The sequence below is a fragment of the Methanotorris formicicus Mc-S-70 genome, from assembly GCF_000243455.1.
Lineage (GTDB): Archaea > AGJL01 > Methanococci > Methanococcales > Methanococcaceae > Methanotorris > Methanotorris formicicus.
Map to the genome: position 1 here is coordinate 1 of NZ_AGJL01000009.1, position 22135 is coordinate 22135.

At 34.0% G+C, this 22135-nt stretch carries 25 protein-coding genes; 17 read left to right on the forward strand and 8 right to left on the reverse strand.

Annotation, left to right across the window (positions count from 1 at the left end; genetic code table 11):
• Positions 1 to 203: 203 nt before the first annotated feature.
• The gene (locus tag METFODRAFT_RS02310; protein WP_007043919.1) at positions 204 to 1877 is read right to left on the reverse strand and encodes a glutamate--tRNA ligase; all 1674 of its coding nucleotides are present in this window, start codon (positions 1875 to 1877) and stop codon (positions 204 to 206) included.
• Between the two features lie 198 nt (positions 1878 to 2075).
• Between METFODRAFT_RS02310 and carB (METFODRAFT_RS02315) the strand changes: the two genes are divergently transcribed.
• Genes carB (METFODRAFT_RS02315) through carB (METFODRAFT_RS02335) form a run of 5 tightly spaced genes read left to right on the forward strand, consistent with a single transcriptional unit; the run spans position 2076 to position 6172 of the window.
• The gene (gene carB / locus METFODRAFT_RS02315; protein WP_007043920.1) at positions 2076 to 3521 is read left to right on the forward strand and encodes a carbamoyl-phosphate synthase large subunit; all 1446 of its coding nucleotides are present in this window, start codon (positions 2076 to 2078) and stop codon (positions 3519 to 3521) included.
• 9 nt (positions 3522 to 3530) lie between these two features.
• Positions 3531 to 3692 (forward strand): hypothetical protein, encoded by a 162-nt coding sequence (locus tag METFODRAFT_RS02320; RefSeq protein WP_007043921.1) that lies wholly within the window; start codon positions 3531 to 3533, stop codon positions 3690 to 3692.
• A gap of 9 nt (positions 3693 to 3701) precedes the next feature.
• Positions 3702 to 3998, forward strand: coding sequence for a nucleotidyltransferase family protein (locus METFODRAFT_RS02325; RefSeq protein ID WP_007043922.1), 297 nt, complete (start codon positions 3702 to 3704; stop codon positions 3996 to 3998).
• A 9-nt stretch (positions 3999 to 4007) separates the two neighbouring features.
• Positions 4008 to 4349: a HepT-like ribonuclease domain-containing protein gene (locus METFODRAFT_RS02330; protein ID WP_007043923.1), complete on the forward strand. Its 342-nt coding sequence runs from the start codon at positions 4008 to 4010 to the stop codon at positions 4347 to 4349.
• Positions 4350 to 4381: 32 nt separating this feature from the next.
• Entirely contained in the window at positions 4382 to 6172 is a 1791-nt protein-coding gene (gene carB, locus METFODRAFT_RS02335) for a carbamoyl-phosphate synthase large subunit (protein ID WP_394296031.1), read from the forward strand.
• Positions 6173 to 6177: 5 nt separating this feature from the next.
• Here carB (METFODRAFT_RS02335) and serA read toward each other — a convergent pair whose 3' ends face one another.
• Positions 6178 to 7749: a phosphoglycerate dehydrogenase gene (gene serA, locus METFODRAFT_RS02340; protein WP_007043925.1), complete on the reverse strand. Its 1572-nt coding sequence runs from the start codon at positions 7747 to 7749 to the stop codon at positions 6178 to 6180.
• Positions 7750 to 8032: 283 nt separating this feature from the next.
• Here serA and carA point away from each other — a divergent pair, with 283 nt between their 5' ends.
• Positions 8033 to 9103 (forward strand): glutamine-hydrolyzing carbamoyl-phosphate synthase small subunit, encoded by a 1071-nt coding sequence (gene carA, locus METFODRAFT_RS02345; RefSeq protein ID WP_007043926.1) that lies wholly within the window; start codon positions 8033 to 8035, stop codon positions 9101 to 9103.
• Positions 9104 to 9343: 240 nt separating this feature from the next.
• Positions 9344 to 9742, forward strand: coding sequence for a translation initiation factor IF-5A (gene eif5A, locus METFODRAFT_RS02350; RefSeq protein ID WP_007043927.1), 399 nt, complete (start codon positions 9344 to 9346; stop codon positions 9740 to 9742).
• A 108-nt stretch (positions 9743 to 9850) separates the two neighbouring features.
• Here the strand turns inward: eif5A and METFODRAFT_RS02355 are convergent, their stop codons facing one another.
• From METFODRAFT_RS02355 to METFODRAFT_RS02365, 3 genes are all read right to left on the reverse strand, one after another.
• Positions 9851 to 10009: an AbrB/MazE/SpoVT family DNA-binding domain-containing protein gene (locus METFODRAFT_RS02355; protein ID WP_007043928.1), complete on the reverse strand. Its 159-nt coding sequence runs from the start codon at positions 10007 to 10009 to the stop codon at positions 9851 to 9853.
• 112 nt (positions 10010 to 10121) lie between these two features.
• Positions 10122 to 10460, reverse strand: a complete 339-nt coding sequence (locus METFODRAFT_RS02360; RefSeq protein ID WP_007043929.1) for a P-II family nitrogen regulator — start codon at positions 10458 to 10460, stop codon at positions 10122 to 10124.
• A 42-nt stretch (positions 10461 to 10502) separates the two neighbouring features.
• Positions 10503 to 11753 carry an ammonium transporter gene (locus tag METFODRAFT_RS02365; protein WP_007043930.1) on the reverse strand — a complete coding sequence of 417 codons (1251 nt, stop codon included), beginning with the start codon at positions 11751 to 11753 and terminating at the stop codon, positions 10503 to 10505.
• A gap of 212 nt (positions 11754 to 11965) precedes the next feature.
• On the opposite strand from METFODRAFT_RS02365, the gene METFODRAFT_RS02370 reads away from it, so the two are divergent.
• Complete coding sequence (locus METFODRAFT_RS02370; protein WP_007043931.1) at positions 11966 to 12970, forward strand: AI-2E family transporter; 1005 nt, start codon at positions 11966 to 11968, stop codon at positions 12968 to 12970.
• An 18-nt stretch (positions 12971 to 12988) separates the two neighbouring features.
• A complete protein-coding gene (locus tag METFODRAFT_RS02375) occupies positions 12989 to 13438 on the forward strand; it encodes an adenylyltransferase/cytidyltransferase family protein (RefSeq protein WP_007043932.1) in 450 nt (149 codons plus the stop codon).
• A gap of 338 nt (positions 13439 to 13776) precedes the next feature.
• On the opposite strand, the gene METFODRAFT_RS02380 is transcribed toward METFODRAFT_RS02375, so the two are convergent.
• Positions 13777 to 14376, reverse strand: a complete 600-nt coding sequence (locus METFODRAFT_RS02380; RefSeq protein WP_007043933.1) for a 16S rRNA methyltransferase — start codon at positions 14374 to 14376, stop codon at positions 13777 to 13779.
• An 8-nt stretch (positions 14377 to 14384) separates the two neighbouring features.
• The gene (locus METFODRAFT_RS02385; RefSeq protein WP_007043934.1) at positions 14385 to 15167 is read right to left on the reverse strand and encodes a DUF7839 domain-containing protein; all 783 of its coding nucleotides are present in this window, start codon (positions 15165 to 15167) and stop codon (positions 14385 to 14387) included.
• A 140-nt stretch (positions 15168 to 15307) separates the two neighbouring features.
• Between METFODRAFT_RS02385 and surE the strand changes: the two genes are divergently transcribed.
• From surE to METFODRAFT_RS09895, 7 genes are all read left to right on the forward strand, one after another.
• Positions 15308 to 16105, forward strand: a complete 798-nt coding sequence (gene surE / locus METFODRAFT_RS02390) for a 5'/3'-nucleotidase SurE (RefSeq protein WP_048115381.1) — start codon at positions 15308 to 15310, stop codon at positions 16103 to 16105.
• A 152-nt stretch (positions 16106 to 16257) separates the two neighbouring features.
• Positions 16258 to 17097, forward strand: a complete 840-nt coding sequence (locus METFODRAFT_RS02395; RefSeq protein WP_007043936.1) for a histone deacetylase family protein — start codon at positions 16258 to 16260, stop codon at positions 17095 to 17097.
• Positions 17094 to 17396 carry a DUF167 family protein gene (locus METFODRAFT_RS02400; RefSeq protein WP_007043937.1) on the forward strand — a complete coding sequence of 101 codons (303 nt, stop codon included), beginning with the start codon at positions 17094 to 17096 and terminating at the stop codon, positions 17394 to 17396. The genes METFODRAFT_RS02395 and METFODRAFT_RS02400 overlap by 4 nt, the downstream gene beginning before the upstream one ends.
• Before the next feature lie 46 nt (positions 17397 to 17442).
• Positions 17443 to 18615, forward strand: a complete 1173-nt coding sequence (locus METFODRAFT_RS02405; RefSeq protein WP_007043938.1) for a YcaO-related McrA-glycine thioamidation protein — start codon at positions 17443 to 17445, stop codon at positions 18613 to 18615.
• 4 nt (positions 18616 to 18619) lie between these two features.
• The gene (locus METFODRAFT_RS11295; protein ID WP_007043939.1) at positions 18620 to 18784 is read left to right on the forward strand and encodes an AAA family ATPase; all 165 of its coding nucleotides are present in this window, start codon (positions 18620 to 18622) and stop codon (positions 18782 to 18784) included.
• Entirely contained in the window at positions 18744 to 18995 is a 252-nt protein-coding gene (locus METFODRAFT_RS11300; RefSeq protein ID WP_007043940.1) for a hypothetical protein, read from the forward strand. Before METFODRAFT_RS11295 ends, METFODRAFT_RS11300 begins: the two co-directional genes overlap by 41 nt.
• 153 nt (positions 18996 to 19148) lie before the next feature.
• Positions 19149 to 19349 (forward strand): hypothetical protein, encoded by a 201-nt coding sequence (locus tag METFODRAFT_RS09895; protein ID WP_083820831.1) that lies wholly within the window; start codon positions 19149 to 19151, stop codon positions 19347 to 19349.
• Positions 19350 to 19417: 68 nt separating this feature from the next.
• Here METFODRAFT_RS09895 and METFODRAFT_RS02415 read toward each other — a convergent pair whose 3' ends face one another.
• The gene (locus METFODRAFT_RS02415; RefSeq protein ID WP_007043941.1) at positions 19418 to 20749 is read right to left on the reverse strand and encodes a phosphomannomutase/phosphoglucomutase; all 1332 of its coding nucleotides are present in this window, start codon (positions 20747 to 20749) and stop codon (positions 19418 to 19420) included.
• A gap of 90 nt (positions 20750 to 20839) precedes the next feature.
• On the opposite strand from METFODRAFT_RS02415, the gene METFODRAFT_RS02420 reads away from it, so the two are divergent.
• Entirely contained in the window at positions 20840 to 22093 is a 1254-nt protein-coding gene (locus METFODRAFT_RS02420; protein WP_007043942.1) for a tRNA(Ile)(2)-agmatinylcytidine synthase, read from the forward strand.
• The last annotated feature ends 42 nt before the right edge of the window (positions 22094 to 22135 follow it).

Below are 22135 nucleotides of genomic sequence, written 5' to 3' on the forward strand. Positions count from 1 at the left end.
ATAATTGCAATACACTCCTCATCCTTTGGTATGAATAACTTATATACTTCGACGCTCATAAAATTATATATTGCGATTATTATTTATATATGTAATTGTAAGTGAAGATGGGCGATCCGCAGAATTCACAAAACAACTCAAAAAAAAGAATAAAATGGATTTACTAAAATGATAGGATGCCTCGCTTTGCTCAGCATCCTCTCTTATTTATGTGCGAAATAACAGATAACTTCATCATCTTTCTTATTATCAACTCTAACGAATCCAACTCTCTCAAATTGCACAATTTCATCAACATTGACTACTTTAAAGTCCTTTTCAGCAAATCCAATATGTTCTTTTGCATCGGTGTCTATTATAATTGTTTTTATGCAGTCTTTTGTAGGAATCCAGTGGATGATTTTTGCCTTATTTTCCCTACCTGTTTTGAAATCTCTACTGTGGTATTTTGTATAGATAATGTTGTTTTCAACCTTCTCAACAACGATATTAAACAACTCCATCAACCTATACATCTTTCCCTCTTCCAATTCATCTGCAACATATATTTCCCCATCAAAAATCAATTCCCTTGTTCCCAACTCCTTGTTATCAGGATGCATTCTTAGATGTAAAACTTCTTTCTCCGCATCTTTAACAACAACTTTCTTTGGATTTTCAACAAAGAAGAACCTTCTTGCATCTTTGTCAATAATATCTTTGTTTATTGCATATAGGTTTTCCCATGAGAATCTAACATCCGCCTGCTTTATTCCAATCCTTTTCATGATCTCATATATTGCCTCACTTTTAATACCTCTTCTTCTTAAAGCCCTCAATGTTCCCAATCTTGGGTCATCCCAGCCCTTATAAATTCCCTCTTTAATCCCCTCATGCATCTTTGAAGTGCTTAAAACCATTCCCTCAATCTTCAAAATTCCATAGTGGATGTATTCTGGCATTTCCCATCCAAAGTGGTTGTATATGTATGATTGCTTTTCAGTATTTACAATGTGGTCTTTTCCTCTTAAAACATGTGTCATTCCAAGTAAATGGTCATCAATTGGAACTGAGAAGTTCATTAATGGATAAACAACATATTTATCCCCTGTTCTTGGATGTGGTGTTTTTTCAATTCTAAATATTGGAAAGTCCCTTATTGATGGGTTTTTGTGTTTTATGTCTGTTTTTAACCTAACAGCAACATTTTCAATTTCCCCATTTAGCATCTTTTCCCAAAGTTCAAGGTTCTCCTCAATATCTCTCTCCCTACATTTGCATGGAATTCCCTTATTCCTCAACTCCCTAAACTCCTCTGGGTTACATGCACAAACATAAGCATGTCCCATCTCAATTAATTTTTTTCCATACTCATAGTAAATATGCATCCTATCGGATTGGATAACAATCTCATCAACCTTAACCCCCAACCACTCCAAATCTTCCTTAATCATATCATAAGCATCAGGTAGAACTCTCTTTGGATCTGTATCCTCTAATCTTAAAATTAATTTTCCACCATATTTTTTAACAAAGTAATCATTTAAAACTGCTGCCCTCGCATGTCCAATATGCAAAGGTCCTGAAGGATTTGGGGCAAATCTCATAATTACTTTTCCTTTTACGTCTTTTAATTCTAAATCTTTATCTTTTTCTTTCTTACCTTTATCTTCTTCAAGCATCTCTGGTGCAATTTCTTTTAATTTTGCTATTTGTTCTTCAACTGATAATTTCTCAACTTCTTTTGATAATTCTTCTATTATACTTAAAACTTCTTTTGCATTTTTTCTATACTCTGCATTCTCTGCCAAAAACTTCCCTAAAACTGCCTTTGGATTTGCCTTTCCACTGTATTTTATCGCATTTTGGAGAACATATTTTAAAATTGCGTCTCTCAATTTATCACCATTCCATTAAATTTAAAAATGATGTGTGATATATTATGTTGAAGATGTATATATCTCCCAAAATTATATAAATAAAATTCACGTATTTTGGATAAATTCAATTTGAATAATAATGATTTATACTTATCGTTTTTTGAGCATCAATATTTTACTATGACATGAGTATGCAAAAATCCCAAAGGTGGAATTTTGAAGAGGGAAGATATAAATAAGGTTATGATTTTGGGTTCTGGGCCTATTGTAATAGGTCAGGCAGCAGAGTTCGATTTTTCTGGTTCTCAGGCATGTAAGGCATTAAGAGAAGAGGGGATATACACTATTTTAGTGAATTCAAACCCTGCAACAATCCAAACTGACACAAATATTGCAGATAAAGTTTACTTAGAGCCACTACATCCAAAGATTGTTGAGAAGATTATTGAAAAGGAAAGACCAGATGCCATATTACCAACAATGGGAGGTCAGACGGGACTTAATCTTGCAATGGAGTTATATAAAAGAGGTGTTTTGGAGAAATACAATGTTGAGTTAATTGGTTCTAATGCAAAGGTAATTGAAATTTCTGAGGATAGGGCATTGTTCGATAAGGCAATGAAGGAAATAGGGGAGCCAACAACAAAATCAAAGGCAGTTAATAGCGTAGAGGAGGCTTTGGAGTTCGTTGAAGAGATTGGTTATCCAGTTATTGTAAGACCCGCGTTTACATTAGGAGGAACTGGAGGGGGAATTGCCCACAATGAAGAGGAACTTATAGAGATTGTTAAGAAGGGTTTAAAATACTCATTAATTGGGCAAGTTTTGATTGATGAAAGTGTTTTGGGTTGGAAAGAGTTTGAGTATGAAGTTATGAGAGACAGAAAAAATACATGTATAGTTGTTTGTAACATGGAGAATATTGATCCAATGGGAATACACACAGGAGAAAGTATAGTTGTTGCTCCAGCACAAACATTGAGCGATGAATTCCACCAAAAATTAAGGAATGCTGCATTAAAAATCATTAGGCATTTGGGGATTGAAGGAGGGTGTAATGTTCAATTTGCAGTAAATAAAGAGATGACAGAGTATAGGGTTATTGAGGTAAACCCGAGGGTTTCAAGGAGTTCAGCATTGGCAAGTAAGGCAACTGGTTACCCAATAGCAAGGATTGCAGCAAAGATAGCAATAGGTATGACATTGGATGAGATTAGAAATGACGTCACAAAAGAAACACCAGCAAGTTTTGAGCCAACATTGGATTATGTTGTTGTGAAAATCCCAAGATGGCCATTTGATAAATTTAGGACAGTTGATAAGAGATTGGGAACAAGTATGAAATCAACTGGAGAAGTTATGGCAATTGGTAGAAGTTTTGAAGAGGCCTTGCAAAAAGCAATTAGAAGTTTAGACATTGGAAGATTTGGTTTAATTGGAGATGGAAAGGATAAAGAATATAGCGATGAGGAGACTGAAAAAATATTAAAGAACCCAACAGATGAGAGGATATTTGTTATTGCTCATGCATTGGATAAGGGTTGGAGTGTTGAGAAGATTTGTGAGTTATCAAATATTAACGAGTTCTTCATTAAAAAAATCAAGAATATTGTGGATATGAAGAAGGAGTTAGAGAAACTTGGAAAGAAATTAAATGCCTAATGGGAGATTATGAAAAAAGAAACCAAAATCAAAATAATTATTTTTATGAATACTATACTTATAGCGATGACTTTATACGCCCTGCTAACCGGGAGGATATTGGTAACTTTAGTTGGGATTGTATGTATAATTAATGGAATTTTGGCATTAAAGAGAGCCAAAGAAGAGTAAAGTGGGACTATGAAGACACTCTCTGAGATTAAAGAAATTCTTAGAAAGCATAAAAAGGAGTTAAAGGATAGGTATAAAGTTAAATCTATTGCTATATTTGGCAGTTATGCAAGAGGAGAGCAAAAAGAGACATCAGACATTGATATATTAGTAGAGTTTTATGAAACTCCTGACTATCTTAAATTTTTTGAGTTAGAAGATTATTTATCAAATTTATTGGGGATTCAGGTAGATTTAGTTATTAAAGGAACTATAAAAAATCCTTACATCAAAAAATCAATTGAAGAGGACTTAATCTATGTTTAGGTGGGTTAAATGCCTAAAAAAGATGTTAGAGCATTTTTGTATGATATTTTAGAAAATATGAACGACATAATTGAATTCACAAAATATATGGACTTTGATGAATTTTTAAAAGATAAAAAGACACAAAAGGCAGTAATTAGAAGTTTAGAAGTTATTGGAGAGGCGGTTAAAAACCTTCCAGAGGACTTCATAAATAAATATCCACAAGTTCCATGGAAAGGAATGGCAAGGTTAAGAGATAAGTTGATTCATCACTATTTTGGAATAAATTATGAAATAATTTGGGATATTGCAGCCAATAAAATCCCCAAAGATATAAAACATATAGAAAAAATTTTAAAAGAATATTGAAAATGACAAATAAGGTGATTATAATGGATATGGTGGAAATATTATTAAAAGCAAAAAAAATGGGTTTCTCTGATGCTCAATTATCACATTTGTTAGGAATGAGCGAAAATGAGGTTAGGGAGTTGAGAAAAAAGTATGGAATAACTCCGACCTACAAAATGGTGGATACATGTGCTGCTGAGTTTGAGGCAAAAACTCCATACTACTACTCTGCCTATGAAAGAATAATTTATAAGGAGCAAGATGAAAGCAACCCATCTCCAAACAAAAAGGTTATCATCCTCGGTTCTGGACCTATAAGAATTGGGCAGGGAGTAGAGTTTGATTACTCAACAGTTCACGCAATATTCGCCTTAAAGGAAATGGGAATTGAGGCAACCATAATAAACAATAACCCAGAGACGGTTTCAACCGATTATGATACATCAGACAAACTCTACTTTGAACCAATAACCTTTGAAGATGTGATGAATATTGTTGAAAAAGAGAGGGAAAATGGAGAATTGTTGGGAGTTATGGTTCAATTTGGTGGACAGACAGCAATAAACTTAGCAATGAAACTCCATAAAGCAGGAGTTAAAATATTAGGAACTTCTCCTGAAAGTATAGATTTAGCAGAAGATAGAGAGCAATTCTCTAAACTCCTGAATAAATTGGGCATCCCACAGGCAGAGGGAGGGACTGCATTTACTGAAGAAGAAGCAATAAAAATTGCAGAGAGGATTGGGTATCCCGTATTGGTTAGACCTTCCTATGTCCTTGGTGGAAGGGCAATGCAGATAGTTTATAATACAGATGAATTGAAAGATTACATGAGAGAGGCAGTTAGAGTTTCCCCAGAGCATCCTGTTTTGATTGATAAGTTTTTGGAGGATGCCATTGAGATTGATGTTGATGCTGTGTGTGATGGGGAAGATGTGTTTATTGGAGCAATAATGGAGCATATTGAGGAAGCGGGAGTGCACAGTGGAGATAGTGCCTGTGTAATCCCTCCTCAAACACTGCCAAAAGAAGTTATTGATACAATAATAGATTACACAACAAAATTGGCAAGGGCATTAAATATTGTTGGTTTAATAAATATCCAATATGCAGTTAAGGATGGGAAGGTTTATATCTTAGAGGCAAACCCAAGGGCATCAAGAACAGTTCCTTATGTAAGTAAATCAATTGGTATTCCACTTGCAAAGATTGCTACAAAGGTAATTATGGGGCAAAAACTTAAAGATTTAGGATATGTTGGAATAGCAAAACCAAAATATGTTTCAGTTAAAGAGGCAGTATTCCCATTCCAAAAATTGCCCGGGGTTGATCCTGTTTTAGGGCCAGAGATGAAATCCACTGGAGAGGCAATAGGTATTGATATTGATTTTGGTAGGGCATACTACAAATCTCAACTATCAGCAAATATGGAATTGCCAATGTCAGGAACAGTGTTTATAAGCGTTAAGGATAGGGATAAGAAATATATTGGAGATATTGCTAAGAAGTTCCATGAATTGGGCTTTGAGATATTTGCAACAAAGGGAACTGGTGAAATTATAAGAAAAGAGGGTATTCCAGTTAGGGAGGTTAAGAAAATCTCTGAAAGCACAAGCGACAATATCCTAACATTAATTCAGCAGGGTAAGGTTGATTTGATAATAAATACTTCCTCTGGAGATGCTGCAAAAACAGATGGCTATTATATAAGAAGGGCTGCAGTGGAGTTCAATATCCCATACATAACCACAATACAAGGTGCAAAAGCAGCAATTAAAGCAATTGAAGCAGTTAAAGATGGATTGTTGGGAGTTTATTCCTTAAATGAAATGGAAAATTAAAATAATTATAGATTGATAACCTTCATATCTTTTATATTTTCAAGTTTCTTTATTTTCTCCACAACTTCTTCTGGAACCACGTGGTCAACATCCAACAACATAATGCTTCCCCCACCAGGTGATTCCCTACCAACCTGCATTCCAGCAATGTTTATTCCATAATCTCCAAGGGTTAGGCAAACCTTCCCAATTGTGCCAGGTCTGTCTATGTGTTTTATGATGCAGAATATCCCCTCTGGACTGAAGTTAACTTTATATCCATTGATTTCACATAGCATTGGTTTTTCATTTGTAATAGTGCCAGTGATTGAGATTTTATCTGTTTCTCCCTCTGCAATAACTTTTATTGCATTTCCATATTCACTCTCTGATAAAGTCCCTTCAACAACCTTGATGTTTCTATTCTTTGCAACAACTGGAGCGTTGACTAAGTTGATTCCCGCAAGTAATATTGGTGACAAAAGACCTTTTAAAAATGCTCTTTTTATTAAATCTGTTTTTTCCTTTGCCAATTCTCCAGCATAGATAATCTCTATTTTTCTTACAGATTTGTCAAGCAATTGCATAGTTATATTTCCTAACTTCTCTGCCAACACCATATATGGCTTTATCTTACTCATCTTTTCAGGAGGAATCATTGGTAGATTAACGATATTTTCAGCAGGTTCTCCTCTCAATATTTTTTTTATCTGCTCAGCAACTATTGTTCCTGCACTTTTTTGTGCCTCCTCTGTTGAAGCACCTTGGTGTGGGGTTCCTATAACGTTATCCAAGGTTAATAATGGATTGTCTTTTGGTGGTTCTTCTTCAAAGACATCAAGTGCAGCCGCTCTTATTCTCTTTTCTTTTAATGCCTCATACAATGCCTTCTCATCAATTAATCCACCTCTTGCACAGTTTACAATTATGGTGTTTTTCTTCATCAAGTCAATCTGTTCTTTTCCAATCATGTGTTTTGTTTTTGGTGTCAATGGAACGTGGAGGGTTATGAAATCACTCTCTTTGCAGAGGTCATTTATACTAACCAACCTTATTCCAAGTGAATTGGCAATTTCCTCAGGGATATATGGGTCGTAGGCAATTATATTCATTCCAAATGCCTGTGCTCTTTTAGCAACTTGTTGCCCAATCCTTCCTAAACCAACAATTCCAAGTGTTTTTCCATACAACTCAATTCCTTTAAATCTCTTCCTGTCCCATTCTCCTCTTTTTAATGATTCTGTTGCCTGTGGGATGTTTCTCGCTGCTGCAAGCATTAAACCCATTGTCAACTCTGCAACTGAAATTGATGATGCGTCTGGGGCATTGACAACAATAATCCCTTTCTCAGTTGCAGTATCTAAGTCAATATTATCAACACCAACCCCTGCTCTACCAATAACTTTTAATTTTTCTGCATGTTCAATGACTTCCCTTGTTACTTTTGTTCCACTTCTAACGACTAAAACTTCTGCATCTTTAATTTTCTCCAACAACTCTTCTTTACTTAAACCAGTTGCTACCTCAACATCACCAACTTCCTTTAAAATCTTTATAGCATCTTCATGCAACGGGTCTGTTACCAGTATCTTCACCATTTTATCACCCAAATTCCAATAATCTGAATTTTTATAACCGTTCTGCAATAAAGAATTTAAATTCAAATGTTTTTTGTTAAACAATAAATTAAGTTAAGTTAATAATTACTTGCAGAACGACACAATCGAACAAAAAATATAAATAAAGATAAGGCGTATTGATTTCATGATTATGTTTTCTTATTTAAATAGTTAATTTTTATCGATTCATCTATGTTTGCATATGAGGTTAATTATACGCTGAATAACTTATACTTAATAAATATATATCTTTGGTGGAAAAATGTATGCTGTTTTGGTTTTGGAAGATGGAACTGTTTTTAAAGGAATTGGTCATGGTTCTGAAAGAGAGATTTTGGGAGAATTGGTATTTAACACAAGTATGACCGGGTATGTTGAAATCTTAACAGACCCTTCATATAAAGGACAGATAGTCACAATGACTTACCCATTAGAAGGGAACTATGGGGTTAGTAAGGAGTGGTATGAATCTGATGGAATAAAGGCAGAAGGTTTTGTTATTAGAGAATTAACCGGTAAAGAATTGAATGATTTTTTGAAAGAATATGATATTCCATGCATATCCAATATTGATACAAGGTTTATAACAAGAAAGATTAGGGATAAAGGGGTTGTAAGAGCAGCGTTAAAAACATCATCAGAACCAATAGGCGATGAGGATATTGAAGAACTATTAAAAAAAGCAAGAGAGCATAAGGATTTATCAGAAATTGATTTAGTTCCAATGGTATCTACAAAAGAGGTAAAAATCAATGAACCTATTGGGGAGAAAAAGGCAAGATGTGTCTTAATTGATTGTGGGGTTAAGAATAGCATAATAAAATGTTTGGTTGAGAGGGGTTGTGAGGTTATCCAAGTTCCATACAACACAAAGGCAGATGAAATCTTAGAGTATAAGGCAGATTTCGTTTTGGTTTCAAACGGTCCAGGAGATCCTGTTAGGGTTGAAGAGACAATAAACACAGTAAAAGAATTAATTGGAGTGGTCCCAATAACTGGAATTTGTTTAGGGCATCAAATTATTACTTTAGCATTAGGAGGAGAAACATACAAACTCAAATTTGGACATAGGGGAGGAAACCAGCCAGTTAAAGATCTAACAACTGGAAGAGTATATATAACCTCCCAAAACCATGGATTTGCAACAAAAGAAGAATCTCTCCCTGATGATGTTGAAATTATGCATATAAATCTAAACGACAATACCATTGAAGGAATAAAACATAAGGATTTACCAATTTGGAGCATCCAATACCACCCAGAAGCAGGGCCTGGGCCACACGATGCCAAGTTTTTGTTTGATGAGATGATTAAGTTGAGACATGCTAAATAAACTTATGAATTTGAATTCGTAATAATAAAACAAACCAAAGTTTTATATATAAAATTTTGGTTAATTATAGTCATTCTGTAAATTGGTTATTTAAACAGACCAAAATCTAAAGTAAGAAAATGATTAATACTTAATTAGGAAATTTTTAGTCGTTGCGTTATATAAAGCATAAATCTTGCTTCATTTAAAATTTTATGGTTATTTGTTGTTTTTATGCTAAAAAGATGAAAGGTGATATAAATGGCAGGAACAAAGCAAGTAAACTTAGGTTCATTGAAAAAAGGGCAATACATCATGATAGATGGAGTACCATGTGAAATTGTAGATATAAGCGTATCAAAACCAGGAAAACACGGAGGAGCAAAGGCAAGAGTTACAGCAATTGGTATTTTTGAACCAATTAAAAAAGAACATGTAGGACCTACAGCATCAAAAGTAGAAGTTCCAATCATTGACAAAAGAAAAGGGCAAGTTTTAGCATTAATGGGTGATTTAGTCCAAATTATGGATTTGGAAAGTTATGAAACATTAGAACTTCCAATTCCAGAGGGCATGGAAGGTTTGGAACCAGGTGCTGAAGTAGAGTACTTTGAGGCAGTTGGAAGATACAAAATAACGAGGGTTATTGGCGGAAAATAACTCCAATAATTGTTTTATTTTATTCAAATTAATTTTTATTTAGTAATTCAAATTATTGTTGATTATATATAATCAAACATTTAAGATTTAAATTTATGGTTATGTACTTTAATCGGAGAACTCCAATTCCTCTTTTTTAAACACTTTTTTAATTTCAACCTCAACGAGATCTTCGGTTTCAAGATTAAATTTTTTTCGAATAGATGCAGGAATTGTTATTTTTCCTTTTTTATCTATTTTTTGTGTAAATGATACGCTAATATTCATAATACCACCACATTTGTTGTGAGATAATACCCCTTTTTAATTATTCAAACCCACTTTAAAAAGGAATTTTCTGAAAATTAAACTGGATAAAAATAAAAAAATAATATAGGAATTATAAGGCATCTTTTCCTCTTTCTCCGGTTCTTACCCTTACAACTTCCTCTACTGGAACGACAAATATCTTACCATCTCCAAACTCTCCTGTTTTAGCATTTTCGCAAATTATACCAATGAATTTCTCTACATCCTCATCGTTGACAACCATCTCAAGTTTTACCTTTGGCAATAAATCAACAACGTATTCTCTCCCCCTGTATCTCTCAACAATTCCTCCTTGGACTCCTCTTCCTTTAACCTCACTAACTGTTAAACCTTTACATCCTTCTTTGATTAATGCATTTTTTACATCCTCTAACTTTGAAGTTCTTATAATTGCCTCTATCTTTTTCATCATTTCACCCACCTATTTTGTAAAAATTAAAATTTAAGGATTTTATGCCATTGAGGTTTCTTCTTCTGGGTAAGCAGGCATTTTGTGTTCTGCCAAGTCAAGACCTTTAAATTCTTCTTCTTCACTAACTCTCAATCCACCACATACGATTCCTGCTATTTTAGCAATGATGAAACCTAATCCAGTACCGTAGATGATACAGAATACTGATGCAATTATTTGGTCAACTAAACTTACATCACCTGCCCCACCTAAAGCAGTCATTCCAAAGATACCTGCTAATACAGCCCCAACAACCCCTGCTGTTCCGTGGACTGGAACGACACCACAAACGTCATCCAATTTAGCATTTTCTAATAATCTGTAAACAATTGGTACTTGGATTCCTGCTGCCAATCCAATTAATAAACCACCAATTGGACTTACGATATCTGTTCCTGAACAAATTGCAACTAAACCAGCAACAATACCGTTTGCTGTGAATAGAACATCTTTCTTAGATGCAAGTAATGCCCCGATTCCTCCTCCAGCCATTGCTAATGTTGTTGTTGCACAAACTAACCCACTAATATCTCCTAATGCTAATGAACTCCCTACGTTGAATCCATACCAACCAATTGCTAATGCAAATGCCCCAAATACAGCCATTGGGATGTTGTGTCCTAAAATTGGAACTGGTTTTCCATCTTTAAATCTTCCAACTCTTGGACCTAATGCCATTATTGCCCCTAATGCTAAGAATCCACCTAAACCGTGGACGACTAAACTTCCTGCATAGTCATGCCATGGAACTACACTTGCTCCCCAAGGACCTAAGTAAACGAACAGAGGATACAAGAACGCTGTAATAATCAATGATATCAATACATAAGCACTGAACTTAATTCTCTCTGCAACTCCTCCTGAGACGATTGTTGCAGCAGTAGCACAGAATACCAAACCAAAGAACCAGTTTGCTAAATCAAGTCCATTATTTGCCCAGTTTGTTCCGAATATCTGTTGCCACCAACTTATGAAATCAGCCGGATTTATTGATGCACATAAAACACCACCAATTAACAACCATGAAACACAACCAATAAACCAATCAACCATGTTCTTCATCATAACATTGTTAACATTTTTCTTCCTAACCTGCCCTCCTTCAAGCATTGCAAAGCCCCATTGCATCATGAAGACGAGGACACCCATAACAACGAGGAAGAATACATCACTTGCATTAGCCATTGCAGTTAAAGCCTGCACAATTGAATTTATATCCGTTGCATTTTGGAACAGATCTGCAGTCGCCATTTATATCACCTTTGTTGTATTTTTCATACAAGGTATTCGGATATCGGAAAGTTGTTTCCGTTTTCCTATAATTCATTTATTATATATAAAGGTTATGAATTTGTGTAATATAATGTCATAACTATACTCAATTATTAAATTACCAATATTTTTAAATCTTATGATGTGCAAATTTATATCGAATTTTTGATAGTAAAGAAGAGTGTGATTATATGAACATTGAAGAATTTAAATTATTAAAAAGAGTTGTTGCTATTGCGGTATTTTTATCTTGTTTTTACATGGTATGGCCGTTTATTGATGTTTTGGCGTTTTCATGTGCATTTGCATATATGACAAAACCAATATACGATAAATTGCATCCCTACATTGGGAAATCTATATCTGCACTTGCATGTTTATTGCTCTTTACAATCCCAACAGTAGTTTTAATGCTTGTGGTGTTGAAGGAAATTTTGTTGTATATGCAAACCATCGATATTAATGCCATAACCAACGACATCATAAGATTGCTCAATTATTTTGGTATTAACAAAACTTCAGTAGGGGAGTTTAACCAGATTTTAATCCAAGGTTGGGAACTTATAAAACCGTCGATTAAGGGCATGATAAATCAAATTTCCCTACTCCCACATATAGCAATTAAAATAGTCATGATTTTTTTCACAACATACTACTTTCTCAAAGATGGACACAAACTTAAAGATGTTATACTATCCCACATCCCGGAAGAGCACCAATACAAAACAAAGATATTTTTGGAACATCTAAATGAATCATACAAAAACCTATTCATAGGAAATGCCTTAACTTCATTGGTAATTGGTATTGTTGCTGGGATGGGGTATTATTTGATTGATGTTCCAAATGCATTATTTTTGGCTATATTGACAGGATTGTTTGCATTACTTCCTATCGTTGGAGGTTGGACAGTCTATATCCCACTTACAATATACTACATCATAAGCAAAGATTATATAAAGGCATTAGAAATCTTCATCTTTGGGGCAGTGTTCCTCTCCACAATGCCGGATTTTGTTATAAGGCCATTTGTTGTTAAAAAAGAGGCTGATTTACACCCAGTTTTGATACTAATTGCGTTTTTAATAGGGCCTTTAACACTTGGCATAAAGGGTTTCGCATTAGGGCCAATGATTGTTGGGGCATTGAATGCAATATTTGCTATGAAAACACGGAGGAATATGGATTCCCAATAAGTTATAATAGGGGATATTATGGAAAAGAAAAAGATTGTAGTAACAGCAGGGACATTCGATTTACTCCATCCTGGACATTATGAGACACTAAAATTTGCAAAAAGTCTTGGGGATGAGTTGATTGTTATTATAGCGAGAGATGAAACAGTTAAAAAAATAAAAGGAAGAAAGCCTGTAATACCAGAAGAACAGAGGAGAATTATGGTTGAAGCATTGAAACCTGTTGATAAAGCAATTCTTGGGAGTTTAAAGGACAAGTTAGAACCAATATTAAAAATAAAACCAGATATTATTGTCCTTGGCCCAGATCAAACAACATTTGATGTTGGGGAATTAAAGAGGGAATTGGCAAAGCACAATCTATTCCCAGAGGTTATTAAAGTTAAAGAATATACAAAATGCCCATTCCATAGTTCATTTGATATTGTAAAGGAGATTGTTAGAAGATTTGGAGGATGCAAAAAATAGTTAATTCATCATCATTGGATATAATCATTATTTTTAACTTCATTTATTTTAAATATATTTAAATGATATATTTTTAAATAATCTAATGAAAAGTTTACACATAACTTCTGTTATAGTAATAACTGTTAATTTTTAATCTTTAAACCGACTTTTAGAATATTAAAAGCACCATTTACATCGGCGTGGAAGATTAAGGCGACCTCTGCCCTTCTAATGGGACGGTGGAGGTTGGTCTGTCCTCTCTATAGAGAGGGGCGGGTATCGATGAAAGAGACATTCAGATTATCAAATTATATCTTATGAAAGGTTTGAATATATTTGAATGCATCCTGAGATACCTAATAACTTAAAAAACTACAACAAATTCCACAAACTGTCCATGCCATTAATCCCTCTGGATAGATGGAGATTTTATCGATATTTTCAAAATCAACATTTAATGTCCCCTTAGGAAAGCCCCCAATTATAAACGTATCATAATCCATAATAGAGGATGGGTGGGAGAATTTTCCTTCTTTACTAAATAGAACAACTCTTTTTGCATTAATTTCATGTAAGAGTTCTTCCAATGTTTTCTCTTCAATTTTCATCAATGGATTTGGATTTCCCTTTAACAACTTCTCCATAACTCCTAAAAATCTAAAGTAATTTCTCGGCAATCGTGTTTTTGGATTTATATAGATGACTTTATCATTGTAAGTGTGGACATAGACATTCAATTTTCCCTCTCTGCATATAGGGCTGTCTAAAATTGTTAAAAGAGAAAAATGAATGATATCCGGCCTTCCCCTCATCTCCCAGTCTTTCAAATCTTTCATAAATTTGTAGTGGTAATTTGAATCTAATATATCATATTTAAATGATTTTGTTTTAATTTTGCCCTTAATTTCCTTTGGAATGAGTTCCAGTGCAGATTTTGCTAATATGATGTTTTTCATTCTCTCACTTAATCCTCTTTTGTAGCATCCAATACCGTATAACTTATTTTATGCTTGTCAAGAACCCTAACAACTTTTTCAGTCATCTTCCCTGTTATCAATGCCAAAACATCACAACCCCTATTACAAGCAGCAACAATTCCATCTGAAACCGCAAATCTAATATCTGGATGTAGGTTTATCTTAGATGCAACGACATTTGCAACAGTCCCCATTGTGGCAATTGCTAAATCTTCATTATCTTTAAGGATATTCTCAATCATCTCATAGTTTGTGTTTTTTGAGCCGCCTTTTATTCTTGGGGGGATTTTTATTATTGTTACTTTTCCTCTTGGCACATCTATAATTCCTTTAATATCACATATAGCAATGTCTTCTCCCTTTTTCCCTCCTTCAAGAACCTTCCCCTTAGCATCTGTTTTTATATTCTTTGAAGCATAGAGCAATCCCCCCTTCATAAACAAATAAACCTCATCCCCCTCATTTAAATCTTCATTCGCTATTGCAGGCCATATATCCTTATATTTATATAAATCCTGGGTAACATCATCTAAATATCTTTTAAGCTCAGAAATCCATCCTTTTAAAACCCTCATACCTTTTTCTGTAATTATATACTCCCCTCTACCTCTTGATTTGATATATCCTTTTTTTAGGAGATTTCTCATGTGCTCTGAAACTGCCTGAATTGTTATATCCAAAACATCTGCTATTTCCTTCTGCTTCACGTGTGGCTGTTTTCTAACGATTTCAGATAATATTTGAAATTCAGTAATATTCCTTTTCTTCATCATACCACCAAATAACTTTAAACCAAGTTTAGTATATATAAGACCTTATATAAAAATAATTATTTAAATATAGTTATTCTGGGAAAATTTGATGCTAATTACAAACTACGTAGAACTGATAAATGTTAAGTGGTGATGTAATGTTAGATATACTACTTGTTAATGATGATGGCATTTATTCAAATGGATTAATAGCATTGAAGGATGCATTGTTGGAAAAATTTAATGCGAGGATTACTATTGTAGCCCCAACGAATCAGCAGAGTGGTATTGGTAGGGCAATAAGTTTATTTGAGCCGTTGAGGGTAACTAAAACCAAATTAGCAGATGGTTCTTGGGGATATGCAGTTTCAGGAACCCCAACAGATTGTGTTATATTGGGTATTTATGAGATATTAAAGAAGGTTCCTGATGTAGTTATATCTGGAATAAATGTTGGAGAAAATCTTGGAACTGAAATAACAACTTCTGGAACATTGGGGGCTGCGTTTGAAGGGTCTCATCATGGAGCAAAGGCAATTGCATCATCACTCCAAGTTACCTCTGACCATTTGAAGTTTAGGGAAGGGGAGACTCCAATAGATTTTACAATTCCAGCAAAAATTACTGCAAATGTTGTTGAGAAGATGTTGGATTGTGATTTTCCATGTGATGTTGTCAACTTAAACATTCCAGAAGGTGCAACAGAGAAGACACCAATTGAAATAACAAGGTTAGCAAGAAAGATGTATACAACACACGTTGAGGAAAGAGTAGACCCAAGAGGAAGGAGTTATTATTGGATTGATGGGTATCCAATTTTAGAGGAGGAGGAAGACACTGACGTCTATGTTGTTAGGAGGAAGAGGCATATTTCCCTAACTCCATTAACATTAGACACAACAATTAAAAATTTGGAGGAATTTAAGAAGAAATATGAGAGAATATTAAATGAATAAAATATTAAATTAATAGGGGGAATATGAAAGTATAGTTGTTTGCGTTACATATGACTACAATCATCAATGAAGTTCATATGATGGATTATGATTTATTTTGAAATTCACACTTAATTTATTATTCTTTCAAAAATCTTGTAGAGTTGGATAATATGGCACAAATTCCGCAAACAACTATAGTTTTCCCAAAGGACTGCATTAAATATTGCATTGAAGGACATCCAGAGAGTCCAAAGAGGGTGGAATTGATTTATAATGCATTAATAGATAAATTTGAATTTGTAGATGCAAAACCTGCAAAAAAGGAAGATATATTATTATGCCATACTGAGGAACACTACAACAGGGTTTTAAATAAAGATTATTTTGATTGGGATACGCCTGTTATAGAGCCATACTATCCACTACTCTCTGCAGGAAGTGCCATAAAAGCGGCAAAAATAAACGGTTTTTCCTTATCAAGACCCCCCGGACATCATGCTGGAAGGAACTTTTTAGAGGGATTTTGCTACTTCAACAATATATGCATAGCCACTAAAAAATTGGGGAAGAGAACGGTAATCTTAGATTTGGATGTGCATCATGGCAATGGTACAGAGGATATTGTTTTTGGAGATGAAGATATTTTATATGTTTCCATTCACCAACATCCACTCTATCCTGGAACTGGATTAGAAAGTAGAGAGAATCGCGTAAATTTTCCCCTTCCTCCACAAACTGGTGAGGATTTATATTTAAAAATATTAAAAAAGGCACTTGAACATGTTGTAGATTTTAAACCTGAAGTTCTTGCAATATCACTTGGATTTGATACATATATTGGAGACCCCCTTGCAAACTTTGCATTAAAAGAGGAGAGTTATGAAAAAATTGGAAAGTTGGTTGGAGATGTTGTAAATGAATTTGGCATTAATTACTTCATCGTTCTTGAAGGGGGATACAGCAGCAAAATTGGAGATTTAGCGTTAAAGTTCTTTGAGGGATTTTTATGATTGAGAAAATAATAAAAGAAACAAAAGAAGGTATATTGATTAATATTGATGTCACGCCAAACGCCAAAAAGAATGAAATTGGCAGCATAAATGAGTGGAGAAATAAGTTAGAGGTAAAGATAAAGGCAATGGCAAAGGATGGGAAGGCAAACAAAGAGATTGTAAAATTCTTTAAGGACATTTTTAAGAAAGACGTTGAGATTGTAAGTGGTTCAACTTCCCCACAAAAAACTCTGTTGATAAAAGACGCAAAAAAAGAAGAGGTTGTTAAAATTTTGGAAAGTTTAATTAAAAAATAAAATAAAACAACAAAAAATAACAAAAAATAAAAACAACAGTGGTATCATGGATGAGATAACTTACACATTAGCATCTTATAGGGTTTGCTCCCCAGAAGAGACGTGGAAAAAAATTGAACCAATATTGAAAGACATTGGAGTTACAAGGATTGCGAGGATTGATGGGTTGGATAGGGTAGGTATTCCTGTTTACTCAGCAATTAGACCAACTGCAAAGGAAGGTGCAATAAGCGTCTATTCTGGAAAGGGTGCAACTGACATACAGGCGAGGGTTTCATCTGCAATGGAAGCAATTGAAAGATACTCGGCAGAGATGGATGAAAAGACAAATGTAAAAACTACCCAAAACCCAAAAAACCCAATAGATGTTAACGAACTCATCCTTCCACCAAACACAAAGCCAAATGTTGATGTATGGGTTGAGGGATATGATATAATTAATGATGAATTTGTTGAAGTCCCTGCAAACGCTGTATTCCACCCTTATGAGGGTAGAAGGTTATTTAGGAGCAATACAAATGGCTTAGCATCTGGAAATACAAGAGATGAAGCAATTTTTCATGGAATGTTGGAAGTTATTGAGAGGGATGCATGGAGTATAGCAGAACTCTCAAGAAGAACATATAGGAGAGTTAGTATAGAGGATGCAAAAAATCCCCTAATCCACGAACTCATGGAAAAATTTAGAAAGGCAAAGATAAATGTCATTTTAAAAGATTTGACAAGTGAGGTAGGAATTCCAACAATTGCTGCGATATCTGATGATGATGTTTTGAGAGACCCTGCTTTACTATGCATGGGAGTGGGATGCCATATCCATCCTGAGATTGCTGTTTTAAGGGCATTGACGGAGGTTGCTCAAAGTAGGGCAACGCAAATCCATGGAGCAAGGGAAGATACTGTTAGGGGAGATATCGTTAGGAGAGTTAGTTATGAAAGAATGAAAAGAATCCATAAGAGATGGTTTGAATATAAGGAAGAAATTAGCATTTCAGACATTCCAAACAATGCAAAACTAAACCTAAAAAAGGACATGAAATTTGTTAAGGAGAGGTTGGTTGAGAGCGGTTTTGAGAGGGTTGTTGTAGTGGATTTAAAAAAGGTTAATGTGGATGTTGTTAGAGTTATAATCCCAAAAATGGAGGTTTATTGCATAGATAGGGACAGGATTTCCCCGTGGGTAAGGGAAAGGATAAGAAAGATAATGGACAAATTGTGAAATTATGCTAATTAATGAAACTAAAAGCATTAAAGAATTTAGGGGAATAAAAGAACTTAAAGAACCATTAAAATTGAGCAAATTTAATATTTTAATTGGGAAAAATAACTCTGGAAAGACGGCAATACTTGAAAGTTTTTTTATTTCCAAGTCCCGGAAGGGGTTATAAACTAATAAATAAAACTGCCTTGGATTTTATTTCAAGTGGAAGAAATGGTATAAAAAGTTTAGTTTATAAATATGATGGAACTGCGGAACTTGAGTTTAAAGTAAGTTTAAACAATAAATCTCATAGATGGAAAATTATTGTGGAATCAGAAGGAATAGTCAACATTTTTAAAGATGAAAAAAATGTAACAGAATCGAAGGAAATTATTTAGAATTTTTAATAACTGATAGTGTGATTTAACACTATTAAAATTAAAACCAAAAAATAGAAATAGGTAGCACTTAAATCGGTTTTTCGTAACTCGCCTTGTTATCACAAGGCGAAAACATCGATTGGGTGAAATACTAAGTATTTCACTGCTCGCTTGCTCCGCAAGCGAAGAGATAAATCGATTTTAGAAATCGAAGGAAACTATCTAACGTCTGAAAAGAGCAATATTGGATTCGTTAGATTTATGGCGATAGTATCAAACTGCATAGAATATTTGAGATACAAATATGGACTATCGTTTTATGAAGTGGTTAAAGAGTGTAGTAAAGAACTAATAAAGAGGGGAATATTGTAATCACACTGTCAGTTTAAAAAAGTAAACGGGATAGGATGCCTCGCTACACTCGGCATCCTCTCTTATGCTTATTTATTTAGTTCTTCAATGTATTTTCTTATTTCCTCAACCTTCTCCTTCATAATTTCCTCTTTTTCTGCCTCCAAATTCAACCTCAAAAGTGGCTCAGTGTTTGAAGGTCTAATGTTAAACCAAAAATCTTCGCAATAAATTGATATACCATCAATCTCTTCAATTTTGCAGTTTTTGTATCTTTCTTTTATCTTTTCCATGATGTATTTTTGGTCTTTTACTTTAAAGTTAATCTCCCCACTATGGAAGTATTTTTTGTATTCCTTTGCTATTTCTGAGAGTTTTTTACCCTCTTCTTCCATTGCTTTTAATATATAGTTTAATGCCAACAATGGACTTTCAAAGTAACCAACCTCCTTAAAGTAGAAGTGATTACTCAACTCTCCAGCAAAGACGGCATCGATTTCATGCATGAGTTTTTTTATGAAGTAATGCCCAACTCTGCACTTAACCCCTCCCCCCCCAAATTTCTCAATGATTTCAGGAACTATCTTACTGCATCTTAAATCATATATTATCTTTGCATTTTTTTGTTCTTTCAAAATTTCCTTTGCGATGATACCTGTTAAAATATCCCCCTGCAAAACATTACCTTCTTCATCAATAATACCGATCCTATCTCCATCCCCATCAAAGATAATTCCTAAATCAGAGTTGTTCTCTTTAACTGCCTTAATTATATCCTCTAAGCATTCCATCTTTAATGTATCTGGTTGATGGGCAGGGAAGGTTCCATCAGGATAGTCGTTTATGAAAACTCTATTCTCAAACAACTCCCCCAATATCTCTTTTTCAGCGATGGTTGTTGCACCATTTGCAAAATCAACAGTTATTTTTTTATCTGATTTTTCACATCTTTTTAAGAAGAACCTCTTATAATCCCCAATAATATCAACTTTTAATGTTTCCAAATCAACATCTTCAATCTCCTTAATTTTCTCCTCATTTAGTCCATAATTTTTAAATATTGGTTTAATCTTTTCGATTGGAGATAATGGTATTGCATCTTTATCGCACATCTTAAATCCAGTGTATTGTGGAGGATTGTGGGAAGCAGTTAGAATAACCCCCAAATCATAATTACCCTTTGTTCCAAAGTACATTAGGGGTGTTGAGATGACTCCTGCGTATCTTACATTACAACCCTCCTCTAAAAGTCCATAGATAAATGGTTTAACCAAGATTTTTGAACCAATTCTCACATCAATTCCAACCAAAATTTCTTTGCCATTGTATTCTTTACCAATACTCCTTCCTAAAGAATATGCGAATTTAGTATCTAATTCCTTATCAAAAATTCCCCTTATATCATACGCTTTAAATACCAAACTTACCCCTCCAATATATTTGGATATTAATCAATATTATAGAATAATCCATATATACATTTAACATTTAAATTTAATAAAGGTGATAATTTGTTTATTGGAATTGATGATACAGACAGCCCAAATAAATACTGCACAACATACATAGCAACTCTATTGATTGAGGAATTTAAAGAGTTGGGTTATAAGGTTGAGATGCCAAAGTTGATAAGAATGAACCCAACGGTTAAATATAAAACAAGAGGAAATGGTGGAGTATCTATAAGAATAATTGAAGATAAAAAATTAGATGATGAGAAAAAAGAAATAAAAAATATTGTTGTTGAATATGTGGAAAATTATGCAGATTTTGAATATGAAACAACAAACCCTGGAATTGTTTTTTTGGATGAGGAGAATTATGCAAAAAACAAAGATTTACTAAACAGTTATTACAAAAAGGTTCTTTATGATATTGTATCAATAGATTATGCTGAAAACATTTTGAAAAAAATTAATGCTGAGTATATTAAATACAAAAAGGGATATGGAATAATAGGGGCATTAGGGGCGATATCATCAAACCCACCATACACCTATGAACTATTGGCATATAGGAAGAGAGAAAATTGGGGAAAAGAGAGATTTGTGGATGAAAAATCAGTATTTGAGATGGATGAGAAGACATTTCCCTTTACCTTTAACAATGTGGATTATGATGAAGGGAAGTCAATAATTGCCCCGCACACAAAATGCCCGGTTTTGTATGGGATAAGAGGAATAGACAAGGATATCTTAATAGAGGCAATGAACATGATAAAGAGTGAGGGGATAGATAGATATATGATATTCAAAACCAACCAAGGAACTGATGTGCATTTAAGATATATGAAAATAAAAAACATATATCCAAACATTGGTGTAATTATTTATGGAAAAGTTGTTAAAGAACCAAAAAACCTGCCTGGAGGACATGTAGTGTTTAGAGTGAGTGATGGCACGGGAGAGATTGACTGTATTGCCTATGAGCCAACCAAAAAATTCAGAAATATCGTTAGGAAGTTGATAGTTGAGGATTTAATTGGAGTTTATGGGACTGTTAGAGAGGAGCCGTTTGAAATAAATATAGAGAAGTTAAAAATAATTAAACTTGCTAAAAAATACATAAAAGACAAAAAATGTGAGTGTGGAGGAACTTTAAGGGCAAAAGGAAAAAAAGGAGGCTACAAATGCAAAAAATGTGGAAAAGTTATAAAATATGATGAGATAAAGTTAATTGAAGTTGAGAGAGACATTACAGAGGGATTTTATGAAGTTCCACCATCTGCAAGAAGGCATCTAAGTAAACCGATTTTGTTATTCTAATTAAACTTTTAGAAAAGGTTTCATCAAACAGATAGATATGGT

Bases quoted from the DNA above. Each gene is read 5' to 3' on its own strand.
- serA (WP_007043925.1), bottom strand. From the start codon at position 7,749: ATGGTGAAGATACTGGTAACAGACCCGTTGCATGAAGATGCTATAAAG.
- METFODRAFT_RS02365 (WP_007043930.1), bottom strand. From the start codon at position 11,753: ATGGCGACTGCAGATCTGTTCCAAAATGCAACGGATATAAATTCAATT.
- METFODRAFT_RS02360 (WP_007043929.1), bottom strand. From the start codon at position 10,460: ATGAAAAAGATAGAGGCAATTATAAGAACTTCAAAGTTAGAGGATGTA.
- METFODRAFT_RS02395 (WP_007043936.1), top strand. From the start codon at position 16,258: ATGGCACAAATTCCGCAAACAACTATAGTTTTCCCAAAGGACTGCATT.
- METFODRAFT_RS11295 (WP_007043939.1), top strand. From the start codon at position 18,620: ATGCTAATTAATGAAACTAAAAGCATTAAAGAATTTAGGGGAATAAAA.
- METFODRAFT_RS02325 (WP_007043922.1), top strand. From the start codon at position 3,702: ATGAAGACACTCTCTGAGATTAAAGAAATTCTTAGAAAGCATAAAAAG.
- eif5A (WP_007043927.1), top strand. From the start codon at position 9,344: ATGGCAGGAACAAAGCAAGTAAACTTAGGTTCATTGAAAAAAGGGCAA.
- METFODRAFT_RS02380 (WP_007043933.1), bottom strand. From the start codon at position 14,376: ATGAAAAACATCATATTAGCAAAATCTGCACTGGAACTCATTCCAAAG.
- surE (WP_048115381.1), top strand. From the start codon at position 15,308: ATGTTAGATATACTACTTGTTAATGATGATGGCATTTATTCAAATGGA.
- METFODRAFT_RS02375 (WP_007043932.1), top strand. From the start codon at position 12,989: ATGGAAAAGAAAAAGATTGTAGTAACAGCAGGGACATTCGATTTACTC.
- carA (WP_007043926.1), top strand. From the start codon at position 8,033: ATGTATGCTGTTTTGGTTTTGGAAGATGGAACTGTTTTTAAAGGAATT.
- METFODRAFT_RS02370 (WP_007043931.1), top strand. From the start codon at position 11,966: ATGAACATTGAAGAATTTAAATTATTAAAAAGAGTTGTTGCTATTGCG.
- METFODRAFT_RS02320 (WP_007043921.1), top strand. From the start codon at position 3,531: ATGAAAAAAGAAACCAAAATCAAAATAATTATTTTTATGAATACTATA.
- METFODRAFT_RS02405 (WP_007043938.1), top strand. From the start codon at position 17,443: ATGGATGAGATAACTTACACATTAGCATCTTATAGGGTTTGCTCCCCA.
- METFODRAFT_RS02385 (WP_007043934.1), bottom strand. From the start codon at position 15,167: ATGAAGAAAAGGAATATTACTGAATTTCAAATATTATCTGAAATCGTT.
- METFODRAFT_RS02355 (WP_007043928.1), bottom strand. From the start codon at position 10,009: ATGAATATTAGCGTATCATTTACACAAAAAATAGATAAAAAAGGAAAA.
- METFODRAFT_RS02330 (WP_007043923.1), top strand. From the start codon at position 4,008: ATGCCTAAAAAAGATGTTAGAGCATTTTTGTATGATATTTTAGAAAAT.
- METFODRAFT_RS02400 (WP_007043937.1), top strand. From the start codon at position 17,094: ATGATTGAGAAAATAATAAAAGAAACAAAAGAAGGTATATTGATTAAT.